17 protein-coding genes are annotated in these 19,198 nt (G+C 62.0%); 2 read left to right on the forward strand and 15 right to left on the reverse strand.

The genetic code is table 11. The features are described 5' to 3' along the window. Positions 1-167: 167 nt before the first annotated feature. The 3 genes from AC07W4_RS26735 to rluC are packed head-to-tail and all read right to left on the reverse strand — an operon-like array spanning position 168 to position 2,793. Complete coding sequence (locus AC07W4_RS26735) at positions 168-1,157, reverse strand: S49 family peptidase (RefSeq protein ID WP_495034587.1); 990 nt, start codon at positions 1,155-1,157, stop codon at positions 168-170. Between the two features lie 24 nt (positions 1,158-1,181). Beyond that, positions 1,182-1,844 carry an HAD-IA family hydrolase gene (locus tag AC07W4_RS26740; RefSeq protein WP_495034588.1) on the reverse strand — a complete coding sequence of 221 codons (663 nt, stop codon included), beginning with the start codon at positions 1,842-1,844 and terminating at the stop codon, positions 1,182-1,184. Continuing rightward, positions 1,831-2,793 (reverse strand): 23S rRNA pseudouridine(955/2504/2580) synthase RluC, encoded by a 963-nt coding sequence (gene rluC, locus AC07W4_RS26745; protein WP_008050443.1) that lies wholly within the window; start codon positions 2,791-2,793, stop codon positions 1,831-1,833. Before rluC ends, AC07W4_RS26740 begins: the two co-directional genes overlap by 14 nt. 702 nt (positions 2,794-3,495) lie before the next feature. On the opposite strand from rluC, the gene rne reads away from it, so the two are divergent. Beyond that, positions 3,496-6,723 (forward strand): ribonuclease E, encoded by a 3,228-nt coding sequence (gene rne, locus AC07W4_RS26750; protein WP_495034589.1) that lies wholly within the window; start codon positions 3,496-3,498, stop codon positions 6,721-6,723. A 182-nt stretch (positions 6,724-6,905) separates the two neighbouring features. Here the strand turns inward: rne and AC07W4_RS26755 are convergent, their stop codons facing one another. The 12 genes from AC07W4_RS26755 to AC07W4_RS26810 form a co-directional block, all read right to left on the reverse strand. Next, positions 6,906-7,496, reverse strand: a complete 591-nt coding sequence (locus AC07W4_RS26755; protein WP_495034590.1) for a nucleotidyltransferase family protein — start codon at positions 7,494-7,496, stop codon at positions 6,906-6,908. Continuing rightward, on the reverse strand, positions 7,493-8,476 hold the full coding sequence (locus AC07W4_RS26760; protein WP_495034591.1) for an XdhC family protein: 984 nt from the start codon (positions 8,474-8,476) through the stop codon (positions 7,493-7,495). The genes AC07W4_RS26755 and AC07W4_RS26760 overlap by 4 nt, the downstream gene beginning before the upstream one ends. Then, positions 8,476-10,797, reverse strand: a complete 2,322-nt coding sequence (locus AC07W4_RS26765; RefSeq protein ID WP_495034592.1) for a xanthine dehydrogenase family protein molybdopterin-binding subunit — start codon at positions 10,795-10,797, stop codon at positions 8,476-8,478. Before AC07W4_RS26765 ends, AC07W4_RS26760 begins: the two co-directional genes overlap by 1 nt. Then, on the reverse strand, positions 10,794-11,264 hold the full coding sequence (locus AC07W4_RS26770; RefSeq protein ID WP_008046998.1) for a (2Fe-2S)-binding protein: 471 nt from the start codon (positions 11,262-11,264) through the stop codon (positions 10,794-10,796). The genes AC07W4_RS26765 and AC07W4_RS26770 overlap by 4 nt, the downstream gene beginning before the upstream one ends. Before the next feature lie 315 nt (positions 11,265-11,579). Beyond that, positions 11,580-12,599 (reverse strand): UDP-N-acetylmuramate dehydrogenase, encoded by a 1,020-nt coding sequence (gene murB, locus AC07W4_RS26775; RefSeq protein WP_495034593.1) that lies wholly within the window; start codon positions 12,597-12,599, stop codon positions 11,580-11,582. Then, positions 12,596-13,060 (reverse strand): low molecular weight protein-tyrosine-phosphatase, encoded by a 465-nt coding sequence (locus AC07W4_RS26780; RefSeq protein WP_495034594.1) that lies wholly within the window; start codon positions 13,058-13,060, stop codon positions 12,596-12,598. The genes murB and AC07W4_RS26780 overlap by 4 nt, the downstream gene beginning before the upstream one ends. Further along, positions 13,060-13,824 (reverse strand): 3-deoxy-manno-octulosonate cytidylyltransferase, encoded by a 765-nt coding sequence (gene kdsB, locus AC07W4_RS26785; RefSeq protein ID WP_495034595.1) that lies wholly within the window; start codon positions 13,822-13,824, stop codon positions 13,060-13,062. Before kdsB ends, AC07W4_RS26780 begins: the two co-directional genes overlap by 1 nt. Next, positions 13,821-14,006 (reverse strand): Trm112 family protein, encoded by a 186-nt coding sequence (locus tag AC07W4_RS26790; RefSeq protein ID WP_003179363.1) that lies wholly within the window; start codon positions 14,004-14,006, stop codon positions 13,821-13,823. Before AC07W4_RS26790 ends, kdsB begins: the two co-directional genes overlap by 4 nt. Before the next feature lie 24 nt (positions 14,007-14,030). Beyond that, positions 14,031-15,041, reverse strand: coding sequence for a tetraacyldisaccharide 4'-kinase (lpxK, locus tag AC07W4_RS26795; protein ID WP_495034596.1), 1,011 nt, complete (start codon positions 15,039-15,041; stop codon positions 14,031-14,033). After that, on the reverse strand, positions 15,041-15,469 hold the full coding sequence (locus AC07W4_RS26800) for an ExbD/TolR family protein (RefSeq protein ID WP_008047019.1): 429 nt from the start codon (positions 15,467-15,469) through the stop codon (positions 15,041-15,043). The genes lpxK and AC07W4_RS26800 overlap by 1 nt, the downstream gene beginning before the upstream one ends. After that, the gene (locus AC07W4_RS26805; RefSeq protein WP_032829396.1) at positions 15,466-16,101 is read right to left on the reverse strand and encodes a MotA/TolQ/ExbB proton channel family protein; all 636 of its coding nucleotides are present in this window, start codon (positions 16,099-16,101) and stop codon (positions 15,466-15,468) included. The genes AC07W4_RS26800 and AC07W4_RS26805 overlap by 4 nt, the downstream gene beginning before the upstream one ends. A gap of 98 nt (positions 16,102-16,199) precedes the next feature. Then, positions 16,200-18,434 carry a DNA internalization-related competence protein ComEC/Rec2 gene (locus AC07W4_RS26810; protein ID WP_495034597.1) on the reverse strand — a complete coding sequence of 745 codons (2,235 nt, stop codon included), beginning with the start codon at positions 18,432-18,434 and terminating at the stop codon, positions 16,200-16,202. Positions 18,435-18,569: 135 nt separating this feature from the next. On the opposite strand from AC07W4_RS26810, the gene AC07W4_RS26815 reads away from it, so the two are divergent. Next, the gene (locus AC07W4_RS26815) at positions 18,570-19,085 is read left to right on the forward strand and encodes a DUF2062 domain-containing protein (RefSeq protein ID WP_413422621.1); all 516 of its coding nucleotides are present in this window, start codon (positions 18,570-18,572) and stop codon (positions 19,083-19,085) included. Positions 19,086-19,198 lie beyond the last annotated feature (113 nt).

Genomic DNA, 19,198 nt, shown 5'->3' on the forward strand with positions numbered 1-19,198 from the left:
GCTGCGCAGCAGTCGTAAATCCGGCTTGCACGATCTCTCTGACGTACCGCGAACTCTGATTTTACGACTGCTGCGCACTCGAACGCAGGCTTCGCCAGCTGCTACAGAGACTGCGTTCAAACGAAAAAAACCGGCCACTTGGGCCGGTTTCTCTACACGATGAAAAATCAGCGCAACGACGGACCGTTAAAGCCCATCCACATCGCCAAATGCTCAGCCACGCTGGCACCGAGCTTTTTCGAGAAGCGATCGAACGGCGACTCCTGAACGGTGAAGTCCACCAGTTCCTTCTCGCCGATCACATCCCGCGCGACCGAACTGGCATTACCCAGCCCATCGATCAACCCCAGCGGCAGCGCCTGCTCGCCAGACCAGACCAGACCGGAGAACAGTTCCGGATGATCCTTGTCCTTCAGGCGATCGCCGCGCCCCTGCTTGACGCTGCTGATGAACTGCTTGTGGGTCGTATCGAGCACGCCCTGCCAGAAGGCGGTTTCTTCCGGCTTTTGCGGCAGGAACGGATCGAGGAACGACTTGTGTTCGCCAGCGGTGTATGTGCGCCGCTCGACGCCCAGTTTCTCCATGATGCCGACAAAACCATAACCGGCTGCCGTCACACCAATGGAGCCGACCAGGCTCGCCTTGTCGGCGTAGATCTGATCCGCCGCACTGGCGATGTAATAAGCGCCGGAAGCCCCCAGATCGGAAATGACCGCATAGAGCTTGATGTCCGGGTGCAGGCCGCGCAGGCGACGGATCTCGTCATAGACATAACCCGACTGCACCGGACTGCCGCCCGGACTATTGATGCGCAGGATGACACCCTTGACCTTCTTGTCCTCGAAAGCCGCGCGCAGGCTGCCAACGATATTGTCCGCGCTGGCCGGCTCCTTGTCGGCAATCATGCCTGTCACATCGATCAACGCCGTGTAATTGGCACTGAGGGTCGCGGCCTTTTCCATATCCATCAGCGGCGAAAACAGGGCAATTGTGCCGAACAGATATACAAAAATCAGAAGCTTGAAGAATATCCCCCAGCGACGGGACCGACGCTGTTCCTGAATGCCGGCCAGCAGCGTCTTTTCCAGCAGCTTCCAGCTTCTGTCGTCACCGCTCTCTGCGCTCGAATTGGCGGGCGCCTTCCATTCGTCGGTCATGCCATCCACCCCAAAAACAACCGGTTAAGCCCGCTGACTCAGCCAGGCATGCAATTCTGAAAAACGGTCGATGGCCAGTCGCGGCTCATACAACTTCAACGCATCGATCGATTGAGCGCCATAACTGACGGCCACCGAACCCATGCCGGCGTTGCGCGCCATCTGTAAATCAAAGGACGAATCACCGACCATCAACGCCTGCTCCGGGCGAACCTCGCAATGGGCGAGAATCTGTTCGAGCATCAGCGGATGAGGCTTGCTGGCGGTCTCGTCGGCGGCGCGAGTGATATCGAAGTAATTCTCCCAGCCATGGGACTTCAACACCCGATCCAGCCCGCGGCGGGCCTTGCCGGTCGCCACAGCCAGATGATAACCCTCGGCACGAAATGCCTCGAGCGATTCGACCACCCCCTCGAACAGCGGCGAAGGCACAGCCTCCGACGCAATGTAATGCTCAGCATAGTGCTCGCGGAACGCGATCAGCTCGGCGTCGCCGATTTCGGGGTACAGGGTGCGGATCGCTTCCGGCAAGCCCAGGCCGATGATGCCCTTGACGGCCAGATCATCGCGCGACTCAAAGCCGGAACGCTGCGAGGCAACGTGCATCGCCTCGACAATCCGGCCAATGGAGTCGGCCAGCGTGCCATCCCAATCAAAAATCAGCAGCTTGTAATCAGATGGGCGCACTCAATCGCTCCACGGTTTTGGCCCACATCTCGTCGACCGGCGCTTGCAGCTTCAGTTCACCGCCATCGGGGAGTGGCACGGTCAGCATATAGGCGTGCAGGAACAGGCGCTTGCCGCCCAGGTCGCGGATTTCCTTACTGAAATCGTCATCGCCGTACTTGGTGTCGCCGGCAATGCAGTGCCCGGCGTGCAAGGTGTGGACGCGGATCTGGTGAGTGCGGCCGGTGATCGGCTTGGCTTCGATCAAGGTGGCAAAGTCGCCAAAACGACGCAGGACCTTGAACACGGTCACAGACTCCTTGCCCTCCTCCTCGTCGACCTCGACCATACGCTCACCGGAGCGCAGATTGCTCTTGCCGAGCGACGCCCGGACTTGCTTGATCGAGGACGCCCAGTTACCACGAACCAGCGCCATATAACGCTTATCGACGCCATCGCCGCGCAAGGCCGTGTGCAAGTGACGCAGCATGCTGCGCTTCTTGGCGATCATCAGCAGGCCAGAAGTGTCACGGTCGAGACGGTGAACCAGTTCCAGTTCCTTGGCGTCAGGGCGCAACTGACGAAAGGCTTCGATAACGCCGTAGTTCAAGCCACTGCCGCCGTGAACCGCAATCCCTGGGGGCTTGTTGATCACGATGAGCGCCTTGTCTTCGTAGACAATCGAGGCTTCGAGTCGCTGCAGGAGCCCCTGTGCCAACGGCACCGGCTCGTCACGCTCAGGCACGCGAACCGGCGGCACGCGCACGATATCGCCCGCCTGCAGCTTGTACTCGGGCTTGATCCGACCTTTGTTCACGCGCACTTCGCCCTTGCGCAAAATGCGGTAAATCAAGGTCTTGGGCACGCCTTTGAGTCGGGCGAGAAGGAAATTATCAATGCGCTGGCCGGCATATTCCGGCGAGACCTCAAGCAGTTGTACGCCTGGAGTCGGGGGGGTAGTCGTCGTCATGGCGCGGATGATAACAATTTTTTATGGAATTGAAGCACTTAATCATTGCTGCTATAGTCGCGAACGTCGCCAAAAGCGGCCTGGACAGCGGACCAACGGTCAAAAACCGGCCCTGACCAACGCAATTCACCAGGACGCGAGGCCGTCCTACGGGGCTTTCGCTACGTAACGGTGGAGTTTGCAGGTGTAACGAGCGCAGGTGACATGAGGCCTGAATCACGCCACAAAGCAGAGTTTTCCACTCGTTTTGCGCGCCATATTCACGGCCAGTTCACAAAGTGCAGTCAGCTGCGAATGACCCCGAGCGAGGGCATCGGAAACAACGCCTAAATTAGCCATGATGCGTGACCTCCCCTTTCGGAGCTCACGGTAAATGCCAACCCGCTGCGGATTCTGCGCGCGGCAGCACCCGAATTATCAGGGATACGTGTAGGGTGGAGATGCACAACCGCCGGACTGTGTAGCAACAGGCTTTCTCAAGACGCTTCATCTCGTCCACAGCCGCTGGTTGATTCCTCCTCCTGACTGAGTGCTTAAGTAGCCACAGCAAGCAGGACGCGTACGTCGCGATGAAGGCCCACATTGGCCGGACTTCGCTGGACACGGGAAATGGCCAACCACTCCCGACGCACCTGACACCGACCGTGAGAAGTCGTGTGTGCCGAACGCCGTTTCCGGCAGCCCGGAAACCGACGGTACTACATGAAAAGAATGCTGATTAACGCAACTCAACCCGAAGAGTTGCGTGTTGCACTGGTAGATGGCCAGCGCCTCTACGACCTGGACATCGAATCCGGTGCACGCGAGCAGAAGAAGGCCAACATCTATAAAGGCCGGATTACTCGCATCGAACCAAGCCTCGAGGCTGCCTTTGTCGATTTCGGCTCTGAGCGCCACGGCTTCCTGCCCCTCAAAGAAATCTCCCGCGAATACTTCAAGAAAGCCCCGGAAGGTCGCGTCAACATCAAGGACGTCCTGAGCGAAGGCCAGGAAGTCATCGTTCAGGTCGAAAAAGAAGAACGTGGCAACAAGGGCGCCGCCCTGACCACCTTCATCAGCCTGGCCGGTCGTTACCTGGTGCTGATGCCGAACAACCCGCGTGCCGGCGGTATCTCCCGTCGCATCGAAGGCGAAGAGCGCAACGAACTGCGTGAAGCCCTCAACGGCCTGGTTGCCCCGGCCGACATGGGCCTGATCGTGCGCACTGCCGGCCTGGGCCGCAGCAGCGAAGAAATGCAGTGGGACCTCGACTACCTGCTGCAACTCTGGACCGCCATCAAGGAAGCTTCGCTGGACCGCGCCGCGCCGTTCCTGATCTACCAGGAAAGCAACGTGATCATCCGCGCGATCCGCGACTACCTGCGCCAGGACATCGGCGAAGTGCTGATCGACAGCGTTGAAGCCCAGGACGAAGCCCTGACCTTCATCCGCCAGGTGATGCCGCAGTACGCCAGCAAGATCAAGCTGTACGAAGACAGCGTTCCGCTGTTCAACCGTTTCCAGATCGAAAGCCAGATCGAAACCGCTTTCCAGCGCGTTGTCGAACTGCCTTCCGGCGGCTCCATCGTTATCGATCCGACCGAAGCCCTGGTGTCCATCGACATCAACTCGGCGCGCGCCACCAAAGGCAGCGACATCGAAGAAACCGCACTGCAAACCAACCTTGAAGCGGCCGAAGAAATCGCCCGTCAGTTGCGCCTGCGCGACATCGGCGGCCTGATCGTCATCGACTTCATCGACATGACCCCTGCCAAGAACCAGCGCGCCGTGGAAGAGAAAGTCCGCGAATGCCTGGAAGCCGACCGCGCTCGCGTGCAAGTCGGTCGCATCTCGCGCTTCGGCCTGCTGGAAATGTCCCGTCAGCGCCTGCGTCCATCCCTGGGCGAAAGCAGCGGCATCGTCTGCCCGCGTTGCAACGGCACCGGCATCATCCGTGACGTTGAATCGCTGTCCCTGGCGATCCTGCGCCTGATCGAAGAAGAAGCCCTGAAAGACCGTACCGCCGAGGTCCGTGCGCAAGTGCCGATCCCGGTGGCTGCGTTCCTGCTCAATGAAAAACGCAACTCGATCACCAAGATCGAACTGCGTACCCGTGCCCGCATCGTCATCCTGCCGAACGATCACCTCGAAACACCGCACTTCGAAGTGCAGCGCCTGCGTGACGACAGCCCGGAAGCGGCGACCAACCAGTCCAGCTACGAAATCGCCGCTGCCGCCGCCGAAGTCGAAGAAGTCCAGCCAGCTGCCGCGACCCGCACCCTGGTTCGCCAGGAAGCCGCTGTCAAGACTGCTCCGGCCCGCGCCAACGCTCCGGTGCCGACCGAAGTGACCGCTCCGGCTCCTGCTCCGGTTGCAGTGCCTGAGCCAAGCCTGTTCAAAGGCCTGGTAAAGTCGCTGGTGAGCCTGTTCGCCACCAAGGAAGAGCCTGTAGCTCCGGTTGTGGTTGAAAAACCTGCGACCACCGAGCGCCCGGCCCGCAACGAAGAGCGTCGCAACGGTCGCCAGCAGAGCCGCAACCGTAACGGTCGCCGCGATGAAGAGCGCAAGCCTCGCGAAGAGCGTGCACCGCGTGAAGAACGCGCACCACGCGAGCCGCGTGAAGAGCGTCAGCCACGAGAAGTGCGCGAGCCTCGCGAAACCCGCGAAGAAACGCCGGCGGTAGCCCGCGAAGAACGCGCACCACGCGCTCCGCGTGAAGAACGTGCACCGCGCGCTCCGCGTGAAGATCGCAAGCCACGTGGCGAGCGTGAAGAACGCGTTCGTGAACTGCGTGAGCCTCTGGATGCCGCTCCGGCTGCTCCAGCCGCCGCTACGGCTGCTACCGCTGAAGAGCGTCCAGCTCGCCAGCCACGTGAAGAACGCGCTCCACGCCCACCGCGTGAAGAGCGTCAGCCACGTGCCGAACAAGCCGCCGCAGCCGCAACCGAGGAAGAACTGGCCACCAACGAAGAGCAACTGCCGGAAGACGGTCAGGAAGGCGCCGAAGGCGATCGTCCACGCCGCCGTTCCCGTGGTCAGCGTCGTCGCAGCAACCGTCGCGAGCGTCAGCGTGACGCCAACGGCAACGTGATCGAAGGTTCGGAAGAGTCCGAGTCCGGCGAAAACGCTGAAGCGCCAGGCACTGCCGATCTGGCCGCCGGCCTGGCTGTCACCGCAGCCGTTGCCAGCAGCGTGATCAGCGCTCCAGCCGAGGCTGAAGCCAATGTGCAAGCCGAACGCGCCACTGCCGCGACCCTGGAAGCAGCTCCGGTTGAAGCGCCAGTCGTTGAAGCGACCACACCGGTCGAAGTCACCGCCTCGCCGGAAATCGAAGTCGCGCCAGCGCCAGAAGCCCAGCCTGTTGTTGAAGCGGCTGCCGAGCCAGCGCCAGTGGTAGAAGCACCTGCCCAGGCTGAAGAAGCGGTTGTTGAAACCGTGACTGAAACCGTACGTGAAGTTCGCGAAGAGCAAACCGCATTCAACTGGGTTGCCGAGCCAGCCGTCGCTGAAGCCGCTGCACCTGCCGCTGAAGCCCAAGTGGCTGAAGCCATGGTTTCCGAGCCGGTGGTTACCGCCGCGGAACCGGCCCCAGCGCCAGTCGTTGAAGCTCCGGTCGTTGCCGAGGCACCTGCTCCGGTAGTCGAAGCTCCTGTCAGCGCCCTGACGCCAAGTGGCCGTGCGCCCAACGATCCACGTGAAGTGCGTCGTCGCAAGCGTGAAGCCGAGCGTCTGCAGAAGGAAGCTGAAATGGCTGCTGCTGCTCCAGCCGAAGCGGTTGTCGCTGCCGAGCCTGCACCGGTTGCTGCTGAAGTGGTTGAGGCAGCTCCTGCCCCGGCCGCTGAAGTGGCTGCCGAGCCGGCTGAGTCGGTGATCCACGAAGCACCTCGCTCCGTTCAGGAAGCGGTAGAGCAAGCCGAGGAAAAAGAGCACGAGCCTAAACCTCTCGTCTGATTCCATCGGCCACTAAAAAGCCCCGCCTGGTAACCCAGGCGGGGCTTTTTCATGCCTCATGACTTTCTGCTTTTTTGTGGGAGCGGGCTTGCTCGCGAAAGCGGTGGTTCATCCAATATCTCAGTTGACTGCCAGGCCGCCTTCGCGAGCAAGCCCGCTCCCACAGGGGATCACCTGCGGAACTACTTGAACTCCAACGCCTCAGGAACATCCACATCCCACAACACGCCGGGATCATCCACGGTCACTTCAACCACCCGCCCTTGGGCAAACAGCGGTTTGGCTCCACGATCCCCCGATAGCGCCATCAACCCCGCCGCGAAGTCCCGTCCGAACCCGACCGGATGCCCATACTCACCGCCCTGCACGGGCACGCTGATACTGTCATCGCCAATAACCGCCACCACTTGCCCGATACTGTATGGCAGGATGAACGGCATATCCCCCAGCACCATCAGCCAGCCATCGAGCTGCTTGCAGGCAGCGACGCCAGCGGCAATGCTGTCGCCCATCCCCGACGATTCGATCAGCACAATCTCGCAGCCATAGGCCTGAGCCATGCGAATCACTTGCGGGCGGTCAGCAGTGGTCACCAGTACGCGTTTGTCCAGCGTCGCCGGCAAGTTGGCCAACGTGTGCTCGATGACGGACCGCACCATGCCGTCACGTCCGGCGCAATCGGCCACCAACTTATCCTTTTCGGCGCCCGCCGCCTGACGAAAGCGGTTGCCCTGCCCCGCCGCCAACACGATGACGCCAATGGACTTGCTCATATGCTCTCCCGCGCGGCTTTCTTCTGCTTCAGTTCGATGCCGTTTTTGACCGCCACGATTTCCGCCATGAGCGACAAGGCAATTTCCGCTGGATTATGACTGCCGATGTGCAAACCGATCGGACCATGCAAGCGGTCAATCGCCGGTTGCGACAAACCCAGTTGGGCCAGGTTTTCCCGGCGCTTCTGGCTGTTGACCCGCGATCCCAGCGCCCCGACGTAAAAAGCCCTGGAATCCAGGGCCGTGAGCAGCGCCATGTCGTCCAGACGCGGATCATGGGTCAACGCCACGATGGCGGTGCGCTCATCGGTCTGGATGTTCAATACCGCCTCATCCGGCATGCCCGAAACGAATCGTCCGTGCTGCTCCTCCCAGCCGTAGACGAACTCGCTACGCGGATCGCAAATCAGCACCTCGAAATCCAGCAGCCGGGCCATTTCCGCCACATAGCGCGACAACTGCCCCGCGCCGATCAGCAGCAAGCGCCAGCGTGGGCCATAGATCGCCCGCAAGGTCTGTCCGTCGAACGTCAGCACGTCAGCTTTACTGGCCGACTGCAAAAGCACTTTGCCGGTGACCAGGTTCAGTTCACGGGCGACGATTTCATGGGCCTCGCAACGGGCGAGCAAATGCTTGACCCAATCCCCATCGTCGATACGCTCCTCGGTCAAGCGCAAGGTGCCACCGCAGGGCAAGCCGAAACGTGCGGCTTCCTCGCGGGTCACGCCGTAGGTGATCAATTGCACCGGCGGCCCGTCAAGCGCGAGGCGCCCGTCGTGCAGCCGGGCGATCAAGTCATCCTCGACACACCCACCCGAGACCGAACCAATCACCATGCCGTCTTCGCGCAAGGCCAGCATGGCGCCGGGTGCCCGGGGCGCGGTGCCCCAGGTTTCGACCACGCTGTACAACACCACCCGCTGACCGGCGCGATGCCATTGCAACACACTGCGCAGGACGTTCAGATCAGCGCTGTCCATCAGGCGCCAGCCTTCTGCCAGCCCGACAGCTGATAACGAACCGGCAGGTTGCGGATGCGTTTGCCGGTGGCAGCAAAGATCGCATTGCACAGTGCCGGCGCAATCGGTGGTACGCCTGGTTCACCCACACCGCCCAATGGTACGTTGCCCGGCGGTGTCACCAGATGCACCGCCACTTCTTTCGGCGCCAGGGACATGCGCGCCACTTCGTACATGTGGAAGTTGTCCTGCTGGACCTTGCCGTCCTTGAAGCTGATTTCCCCCAGCACCGCATTACCCAGGCCCATGACGCAGGCGCCCTCGAACTGCGCGCGAATCCGCTCGGGGTTGATCTGCGGACCGCAATCGACGGCAATGTCGGCCTTGTGCACGATCAGTGTGCCGTCGTCTTTGACTTCAACCTCAATCACCGCCGCCACATACGTCACGAAGCTGTAATGCACCGCCAGGCCCAGGCCACGCCCCTTGGGCAACTCACGCCCCCAACCGGCAGCTTTGGCGGCGGTCTCCAATACCGTGCGCAGGCGCGCGGTGTCGATCGGATAACGCTCGGGGGATTCGCCGTAGTTCCACTCTTCACTCAAGGTGCGCGGATCGATCTGACGGTCCGGGCCGAGCAATCTGATCTGATACTTCAGCGGATCCTGCCCGGCCTTGTGCGCCAGTTCATCGATAAAACTCTGGATCGCGAAGCCATGGGGAATATTCGACACCGAACGATACCAGCCCACCCGGGTATGCACCGTTGCCTCGGGGTTTTCCAGGCGAATGTTGGGGATCGCATACGCCATGTTGGTGAACCCCATGCCCAGCTCGAACGCCGCCTCATGTTTCATGCCCGGCGCAAACAACGCGGTGATGCTCGGGGCCACCGTACGGTGCAACCAGCCGGACGGCAGGCCATCCTTGTTCAGGCTGGCCTTGAGGTATTCGGCCGACACGGTGTGGAAGTAGGAACAGTGGATATCGTCTTCACGGGTCCATTGCACCCGCACCGCTTTGCCGGGGAACTCCTTGGCGAGGATAGCGGCCTCGATGATGAAGTCTGGCTTGGACTTGCGCCCGAACCCGCCCCCGAGCAAGGTCACGTTGAACGTGACCTTGTCGAACGGCAGGCCCAGGCGCTCACCGATCCGTTCCCGGGTGACCTGCGGCGCCTGGCTTGGCCCCCAGGCTTCGCACGCACCGTCCTTGAACCGCGCAATGGCGACCATCGGCTCCATCGGTGACTGTGACAGATGCGGCAAGTAGTAGGAGGCTTCCAGCGTGCTGTCGGCGCTGGTCATGGCCTGGTCGATGTTGCCGGTATTGCGCACCACTTTGCCGGGTTTGAGCGAGGCGGCTTCGAGTTCCTTGCGATAGGCAATCGAGTCATAGCTGGCGTTGGGGCCGTCGTCCCATTCGATTTTCAGTGCCTCGCGGCCCTTGATAGCCGCCCAGGTATTGTTCGCCACCACGGCGATGCCGCCCAGGGGCTGGAACTCCGAAGGCAACGGACGGCTTTCGATCTGCAGTACCTTGACCACGCCGGGGACCTTCATCGCCGCGCTTTCATCGAAGCTTTTGACCTTGCCGCCATACACCGTGGGCCGCGCAATGGTCGCGTACAGCATGCCGTCGAAATGCACGTCGGCGCCGTACACCGCACGACCGTTGACGATGTCTTCACCGTCGATGGCCTTGGTGCCTTCCTTGCCGATGTAACGAAATTGCGCGGGTTCCTTGAGTTTCAGGCTGTCGCGGGCCGGAACCGGCAAGGCGCTTGCCGCGGAGGCCAGGGCGCCATATCCAATCTCGCGGCCGGACGGCTCATGGACGATCTTGTGCAGTAGCGCATGGCATTCGCCGACCGGCACTTTCCATTGTGCGGCGGCGGCCTGTTCGAGCATGGTCCGCGCGGCGGCACCGCAGCGGCGCATCGGCTCGTACCAGTGACGCATGCTGCGCGAGCCGTCGGTGTCCTGGTTGCCGAAGCGCACTTCATCGCCTGGGGCCTGCTGCACCTTGACCATCGCCCAGTCGGCTTCCAGTTCATCGGCCACCACCATGGTCAAGCTGGTGCGCACGCCCTGGCCCATCTCCGAGCGGTTGCAGATCACAGTCACCGTCCCATCGGCGGCAATGCTCACATAGACTTTCGGATCGTCGACCCAGCCGTGGGGCATGCCGTCGGCGCCGAACTTCTTCTCTTTCTCTTCGGCAAAAGCGTCCTGCCAGCCCCAACTCGCGGCGACCACCAGCGCCCCGGTCGCCCCCACGCCCTTGAGAAAACCACGGCGACTGAGGTTGCTCAGGGCGAAATCATTCGGTAACCGGCTCATGCCTTGGCCTCCTTCAGGTGAGTGGAGGCCTGGCGGATGGCCGTCTTGATGCGGTTATAGGTGCCGCAGCGGCAGATGTTGCCGACCATCGCCTCTTCGATCTGCTCGTCGCTCGGGTTCGGGTTGGTCTTGAGCAGCGCCGTCGCCGACATGATTTGCCCGCCCTGGCAGAAGCCGCATTGAGCTACCGCCGTGTCGAGCCAGGCTTGCTGCACGACTTTGCCGATCGGGTCGGCGTGCAGGTTGTCGATGGTGCTGACATTCTGGCCGACGACTGAACCGATGGGCGTGATGCAACTGCGTGCGGGAGCCCCTTCGATATGAATGGTGCAAGCACCGCACAGGCCCATGCCGCAGCCGAATTTGGTGCCGTTGTATCCGGCCACGTCGCGGATCGCCCAGAGCAGCGGCATGTCCTCGGTGACGTCGAGTTGATGGTCTTGACCATTGAGTTTCAGGGTAATCATGGGCACGCCCGCATAGATATTGAGTTATGGGGTCGAGCAATCTGCCGCTGGATCTCGGTGGGTCGCACGCAGATCGACTCAGGCTAATGGGCTCTCTTATGCGGACGCAGACGTCTGCACCGGGCCTTTGGTGAAGCAAGACTGTGCATCGTTAGCTGACTGAGTTAACCGAGCATTAACAAAAAAGCCCTGCTTAGACAGGGCTTTTAGCTGCAAGCTTTAAGCTGCAAGCTTCAAGTAGAAGCAAAACAGCGAAGAGCCTGAATTTAAGGATTGTAGCTTGCCGCTTGAAGCTTGTAGCTCGCGGCTGCCTTATCAATACCGGTTCGGCTCCATTTCCAGATCGACATGGAATCGCTCGAAAATGTCTTTCTGGATGCGCTGCGCCAGGTTCAGCAATTGCAGGCCCGTCGCGCCGCCATAGTTGACCAGCACCAGCGCCTGCAATCTATGCACGCCAGCATCAGCCTCACGGAAACCCTTCCACCCTGCCCGCTCGATCAGCCAACCGGCGGCCAGCTTCATCTGCCCGTCGGGTTGCGCATAGGCCACCAGGTCCGGGTATTCGCCCTTGAGCCGAGCAGCCAGCGGCGCCGACACCAAGGGATTCTTGAAGAAACTGCCGGCATTGCCAAGTACGGCCGGGTCCGGAAGCTTTTCGTTGCGGATACTGCAAATGGCCTGGCTGACATCGCTGGCGGTCGGATGCTCGATGCCTTGTTCGGTCAGGCGCTGGCGCACCGGGCCGTATTCCAGGTGCAGATGCGCGGCGCGGTCGAGGGCGAAACGCACACGCAGGATCAACCAACGCCCCGGCTCCTGCTTGAACAAGCTATCGCGGTAAGCGAAGTTGCACTCTTGCAGTGTGAAGTCGCGCAGTTCGCCGGTCTGGCGATCGAGGGCGGTCAGGCCGGCGAACACGTCCTTGATCTCGACACCATAAGCGCCGATGTTCTGCATCGGTGCCGCACCGACGGTGCCGGGAATCAGGCTGAGGTTTTCCAGGCCGGACAGCCCCTGGGACAGTGTGTGCTGCACAAAGGGATGCCAGGGCTCGCCCGCCTCGGCCTCGATCACCACTTTGCTGCCATCATCGCTGATCACGCGAATCCCGCGCGTGGCCATGCGCAGCACCAGTGAATCGATATCCGCCGTCAGCAGCAGGTTGCTGCCACCGCCGATCACCAGCACCGGGACCTTGTGCTCCAGCCCGTAGGCCAGGGCTTCTCGCACATCGGCGTCGCTATGGGCCTGTGCAAACAGCCGGGCCCGGACATCCACGCCAAAGCTGTTGTACGGCTTGAGCGAAACCTGCGACTGAACCTGCAAACTCATAACCGTCCCTTCAATTCGATCACCAGCAAATCACTGGCGTGCTCGATCAGGTCCAGCACCTGCTCGAAACCTTGCTCGCCGTCGTAGTACGGATCCGGCACTTCATCGACTGGTGACTGGTAGCGACGCAGGAACAGGTCGAGTTCGGCCTTGCCCTTGGCCGGTCGCAAGGCCTTGAGGTTGCGCAGGTTGCTGTTGTCCATCGCCAGGATCAGGTCGTAGGTAGCGAAATCGGCGCGGCTGACTTGCCGGGCGCGCTGGGCGGACAAGTCATAACCGCGCAGCTTCGCCGCCGCCTGACTGCGCTTGTCCGGCGCCTTGCCGACATGCCAGTCGCCGGTGCCGGCGGAAGCGACCTCAACCTGATGGGCCAGCCCCGCTTCGCGCAGCTTGTGCCGCAGCACGCCTTCGGCCGTGGGAGAACGGCAGATGTTGCCCAGGCACACGAACAAAACGCGCATCACGCCTCCAGCAGGCGACGAACGCGCTCAAGGTCTTCAGCGGTATCGACGCCGGCTGGCGGCGCGATCAATGCGTCGGCCACGTGGATCCGCACGCCGTGCCACAGGGCACGCAGCTGTTCCAGGCACTCGGTGTTTTCCAGCCAGCATGGGCCCCAGCTGACGAAATCCTGCAGGAAACCGGCGCGGTAGGCATAGATGCCGATATGGCGGCGGTACGGCACGCCTTCGGGCAACTGCTCAGGGTTCACGGCGAATGCATCCCGCGCCCAGGGCAAGGTGGAACGACTGAACGTCAGCGCCAGGCCATTGAGGTCGCTGACGACCTTGACCACGTTGGGATTGAACAGGGTTTGCGCGTCTTCGATCGGCTCGGCCAGGGTGGCCATGCGCGCTTCGGTGTGGGCCGACAGGTTGGCGGCGACCTGATCGATCACGCTCGGCGGGATCAGCGGTTCGTCGCCCTGGACGTTGACCACGATGGCGTCGGGCGCCAGGCCCAGCTTCATCGCGACTTCGGCCAGGCGATCGGTGCCGGAGTTGTGATCTTCACGGGTCAGCACCACTTCGGCACCAAAGCCTTTGCAGGCCTCGACGATGCGCGCGTCGTCGGTGGCCACCACCACCCGCTCGGCGCTGCTTTTGCTCGCCTGTTCCCAGACGTGCTGGATCATCGGCTTGCCGGCGATCAGCAGCATCGGCTTGCCCGGCAAGCGGGTGGAGGCGTAACGCGATGGAATGACGACGGTGAAGGCTGTGGTCATTTATCCAGGCGCTCGTCGGTGGTCAGGGTGCGCGCTTCGGATTCGAGCATCACCGGGATACCGTCGCGAATCGGGTAGGCCAGGCCTGCACCCTTGCTGATCAGCTCGGTCTTGTCGGCGCTGAGCTTGAGCGGGCCTTTGCAGACCGGGCAAGCGAGGATGTCGAGCAATTTGGTGTCCATGAGCATTCCCTGGAAAAAACGGAGTTAAGGCAACAAACGATCCGGCAGCAGGCGCATCAACTGTGTGTCGAACCAGGCCACGAAGGCCGGCGACGGCACGGCATCGACCGCCAGGTACCACCAGTCGGCGGCGGCAAAGGCACGGCATTTCACCGCGTCTTTTTCCGTCATCACCAACGGCAATGACGGCGTGAAATTCAACGCCTGCACGCTGTATTGGGCGTGGTCGGCAAACGCATGTGGAACAGGCTGCCAGTGTAGCGTTTCGAGGGTCTTGAAGAAACGTTGCGGATTGCCGATACCGGCCACCGCGTGCAGGGCCTGGCCGGCGGGAAAATGATCGAGGGGACGGCGTTCGCCGCTGCGCAGATTGACCAGCGCGGTGGGTTGCAATTGAAAGGCAAATCCATCATCGCGGTCGGATGCGGCACCGTTATAGAGCACCGCGTCGACGCTTTGCAGGCGCTCGGCCGGCTCACGCAATGGCCCGGCAGGCAGGCAACGGCGATTGCCCAGACCGCGGACGGCGTCGATCAGCACCAGTTCCAGGTCGCGGGCCAGGCGATAGTGTTGCATGCCGTCGTCGGACAGGATCAGGTCCAGCGGCTCACTGGCCAACAAGGCTTTGACGGCATTGCTGCGATGGGGGTCGATCATCAGCGGCACGCCCGTGCGCTGGACAATCAGCAGCGGCTCGTCACCGGCGACGTCGGCGCCCTGATCGGCCTCGACTCGCCATGGCAATTGCGGCGGCTTGGCGCCGTAACCCCGGCTGACCACGCCGACACGCAGGCCGCTGCGCTGGCAGTGCTCGATCATCCATAGAATCAGCGGCGTCTTGCCGGTGCCGCCCACGGTGATATTGCCGACCACGATCAGCGGCACCGGCGGCTGGTAGATCTCGCCCTCACCCGCCAGAAAGCGCTTGCGCTTGTTCATGACCACGCGCCGGTACAGCCATTCCAATGGCTGCAACAGCTTCAGGGCCGGATGACCTGCGTACCACGCGGCGAGCAATCGATCGGACATGGCCATCAGGGCGCCGGGGGCGCCGCCTCGATGGTGGTCATGCGCAAATGACTGAAGCCGAGTTTGCCGGCCGCATCCATGGCAGTCACCACGGACTGATGCGCAGTCTTGCCGTCAGCGCTGATGGACAACGGTCGGTTGGTGTCGCCGTTGGCTTCTTTTTGCAACGCGTCCATCAGCGAGGCCAGGTCGCTTTTCGGCAGGATCTGGTTGTTCACCGAGAACACGCCGTCGGCGCTGATGGCGATGTCCAGCGGCTTGCTCTGATCGTCGGCCGGCGTGCCGCTGACGGCTTCCGGCAGATCGACGCGCAGCTGGGTCTCACGGGTAAAGGTGGTGGTCACGACGAAAAACAGCAGCAGCACAAACACCACGTCGATCAGCGACACGAGGTTGATGTCCACGTTCTCCCGTTGCTTGCGGCGGAATTTCACGCTTTGCCCTCGGCCAGATCAACGTCACGGTCGCCCTGCACCACTTCAACCAGCTTGATCGCCTCCTGTTCCATGCCCACGACGAGTTCATCGATGCGCCGTTGCAGAAACCGGTGGAAGAACACCGCCGGGATACCGACGATCAGCCCCGAAGCCGTGGTGATCAAGGCTTTGGAAATACCGCCGGCCAGCACGGCGGCGTTGGTCATCATGCCCGTGCCCATGAACGAACTGAAGATATCGATCATGCCCAACACAGTACCCAGCAGACCCAGCAACGGCGCCATGGCAGCGATGGTGCCCAGTGCGTTGATGTAGCGCTCCAGCTCGTGGATCACCCGGGCTGCGGCCTCTTCGATGCACTCCTTCATGATCTCGCGACCATGTTTTGAGTTGGCCAGGCCGGCCGCCAGGATCTCGCCCAACGGGGAGTTGGCGCGCAGTTCCTTGAGTTTTTCCTTATTGAGCTGTTTGTCCTTGATCCAGACCCAGACCTGCCCGAGCAAGTGCTCCGGGGTCACGCGGCTGGCGCGCAGTGTCCAGAGACGTTCGGCGACGATGGCCATGGCCACGATGGAGCTCAGAATGATCGGCAGCATCATCCAGCCGCCGGATTTGACCAATTCCCACACAGTGACAGTCCCCTCGAAAAAGTGCGCCACTCTAACATAGGGGGTGGGCGCACCGAAGACCGTGATGTCGCATCCGGTCGGGCTTTGATAACGCTCGGTCATGGGTTCAAAGGCGGCGGATCGCGCCAGAAACGCCGTTCCTGGCGCATCGACCACGGCGGCTCGAAGCGCCCCAATTGCAGACGAATGGCACCCTGTTCGACGCTGTCGTAGATCGCCATCCCGCGTTTTTGATAACGCGCGATGACCGTAGGATGCGGATGGCCAAACGAATTGCCCTGGCCGCGGGAGATCAGCGCCCCTTTAGGTTGCAGGACGTCCAGCAGGGCGTTTGACGAAGAACTGCGACTGCCGTGGTGTGGCGCCTGCAGCCAATCGGTGGGCACGGCCAACGGACTGTCCAGCAGGGCTCTTTCGGCGGCAGCATCGATATCGCCACTCAGCAGTAACCGTTCGCCATTGGCCTCGATCAGCAAGACACAGGAGTTCTGGTTGCTGTCGCCAGCCAATGGCCAGTGCCAGAGCTGGAAATCGACTTCATCCCAGGTCCATTGCCGGCCGCTCTCACAACGCCCTGCCTGCAACTCCACAGGCAAGTCAGAGGGCTCACCACTGACCACCTGTTTGACCGGCAAGCCCTTGGCAATCGCCCGGGCACCGCCGGCATGATCGGCATGGGCGTGGCTGATCAGCATCAGGTCGAGGCCCTTCACCCCGAGTTTGCGCAATGCCGGCAGCACCACCCGCTCCCCTTGGTCAAGCTCACCGAAACGCGGTCCGGCGTCATACAGCAAGGTGTGATGCCGGGTGCGCACCAGAATAGCCAACCCCTGCCCCACGTCCAACTGCCAGACTTCAGCGACGCCTTCCGGCAGCATTGCCCGGGGTGGGAATACCAGCAACAGCAGCAGAGGCCAACCCAACGGACGCAGCGGAACACCACGCGGCAACAGCAGTAGAAAAGCGCCCAGTGCGCCGAGGCTCCATACCCCCAAAGGAATCGCCTCCGGCACCCACGCGGGTAGCACCTCGGCCAACAACGCCAGGACCCTGAACAAACCACCGATCAAACCGCCCGCCAGCCACAACAGGCCCTCGCCCACGTAGGGCACCGGCAACAGCAATGTCCCGAGCAAGGCCGGTGGCAACACCAGCAGACTGATCCACGGCACCGCCAGCAAATTGGCTGCCGGACCGCTAAGGCTGATCGGCAATCCCAGTATCAACAGTAACGGGCACAATCCGATCGCAATCAGCCACTGGGCGCGGGTCCAGGTTTGCCACCATCGCCAGGGGCCCAACCGGCCGCCGAAGACCAATATCAAGACTGCCACGGCCGCGAAAGACAGCCAGAAACCAGGCTGGAGACTCGCCAGCGGCTCCAGCAGCAAAATACCGCAGAGTGCCAGCAACAGCGGCCACCATGCACCGAGATGACGGAACCGCAGGCGCCACAACAACACCAGACCCAGCATCAGGCAGGCTCGTCGCACCGGCACCCCGAATCCGGCCAGCATCCCGTAACCGAGTGCAGCGGCGAATGCCAGGCCACACGCCCAAGGCAACCATGGCAGACGGTTCGGCCATAACCCAAGGCGGGCCAGGCCGGCGATCAGCAGATACACGACGCCCGCCAGCAAGCCGATGTGCTGCCCGGAAATCACCAACAGATGCACCGTACCGGTGTCCTGCAATACCTGCCAGTCTTCGCGACTCAGCCCGGCACCGTCCCCGAGCACCAACGCGGTCAACGCGCCGCCTCGCCCCTGGGCATCCACCGCTTGCAAGCGCTGACGGATTCCATCGCGCCAGGCCCATTGGGCTGGCGCAAGGCGTTCGCCCTGCTTGACCGTCCCGGTCGCCCCGATGTGTTGTGCCAGTAACCAGGCCTGGTAATCGAACGCCTGCGGATTGAGGAGCCCGACCGGGCCCTTCAATTTGACTGCCAGGCGCCAGCGCTCGCCACTGTTCACCGGCGGCCCGCCATACCAGGCCAGGCGCATTTGCCGCGGCAGCCGGGTACGCCGGGACTGGATGTCGGTCAACTCGAATCGCACGACACCGTCGTCATGCCGGGGCAAGCCCGTGACCCGCCCTTCGACCCAGCGGGTTTCTCCGTCCAGCGCTGGCGGCAACCGGTCATCCAGCGCCCATTGCGCATTCGCGCAGGCCCAACTCAAGCCGAACAAGTAAAACGCCACCGGAAAAGTCCTGAACGGCAGCAACATCAAACCCGCCACCGGCATCGCCAGCCACAACCAGACCGGCGGCAACGCCGGTAAAAAACGCAAAGTCAGCAGACCCAGCGCCAACGCCATCATCCCTGTGCGCATAAGCCCGTCCTTGAGAGTCCCCTCCAAGGCTTAGCCCGCCCGTCGCGCGGGCGTCGTTATCAATTGTCACAAAGTCTGAATGGGCAGTTCATAGAATCCAGACATACTTGCCACCCTGACCGACCGAGAAGCCTTATGCCCCGGCGCTTATTCAAACGTTACATGCCAGACCCGATGAGCATCAGGGAACACAAGTCCTTACGCTTTCTCGGCACGCTGCTGCATGACCCGAACCTGTGGCACCTCAACCGCCACTCCGTGGCCCGAGCCATGGCCGTGGGTTTGTTCGCGGCGTTCCTGCCAATCCCGTTGCAGATGCTGCTGGCGGCAATCCTCGCCATCATCGTGCGCGGCAACATGCCGATCGCCGTGAGCCTGGTCTGGCTGACCAACCCGATCACCATGCCTGCCGTGTTCTTTTGCACCTACCAGACCGGCGCCTGGCTGATGGACGTCCCCGCCCGGCAGTTGCCGGACTCACTGACCTGGGAATGGATCAGGGGCGAAATCTCGACCTTGTGGCAACCGTTTCTGCTGGGCTCGGTGGTGACGGGGCTGGCACTCGGTGCACTGGCCTACTTCCTGGTGATGATGTATTGGCGCTGGTGGGTGGCCAGGCAGTGGAAGCGGCGCAAGAAGAGCCGGATGTGAAAATGCAAAACGGCCTCCACTTGGGAGTAATGCCAGGTCAGTTAAGCAATTTCAGCCGCGACACCCTTTGTAGCAGCTGCCGAGCCCGCGAGGCTGCGTTCGGCTGCGAAGCA

This window comes from Pseudomonas sp. GW821-FHT02A08 (assembly GCF_059422045.1).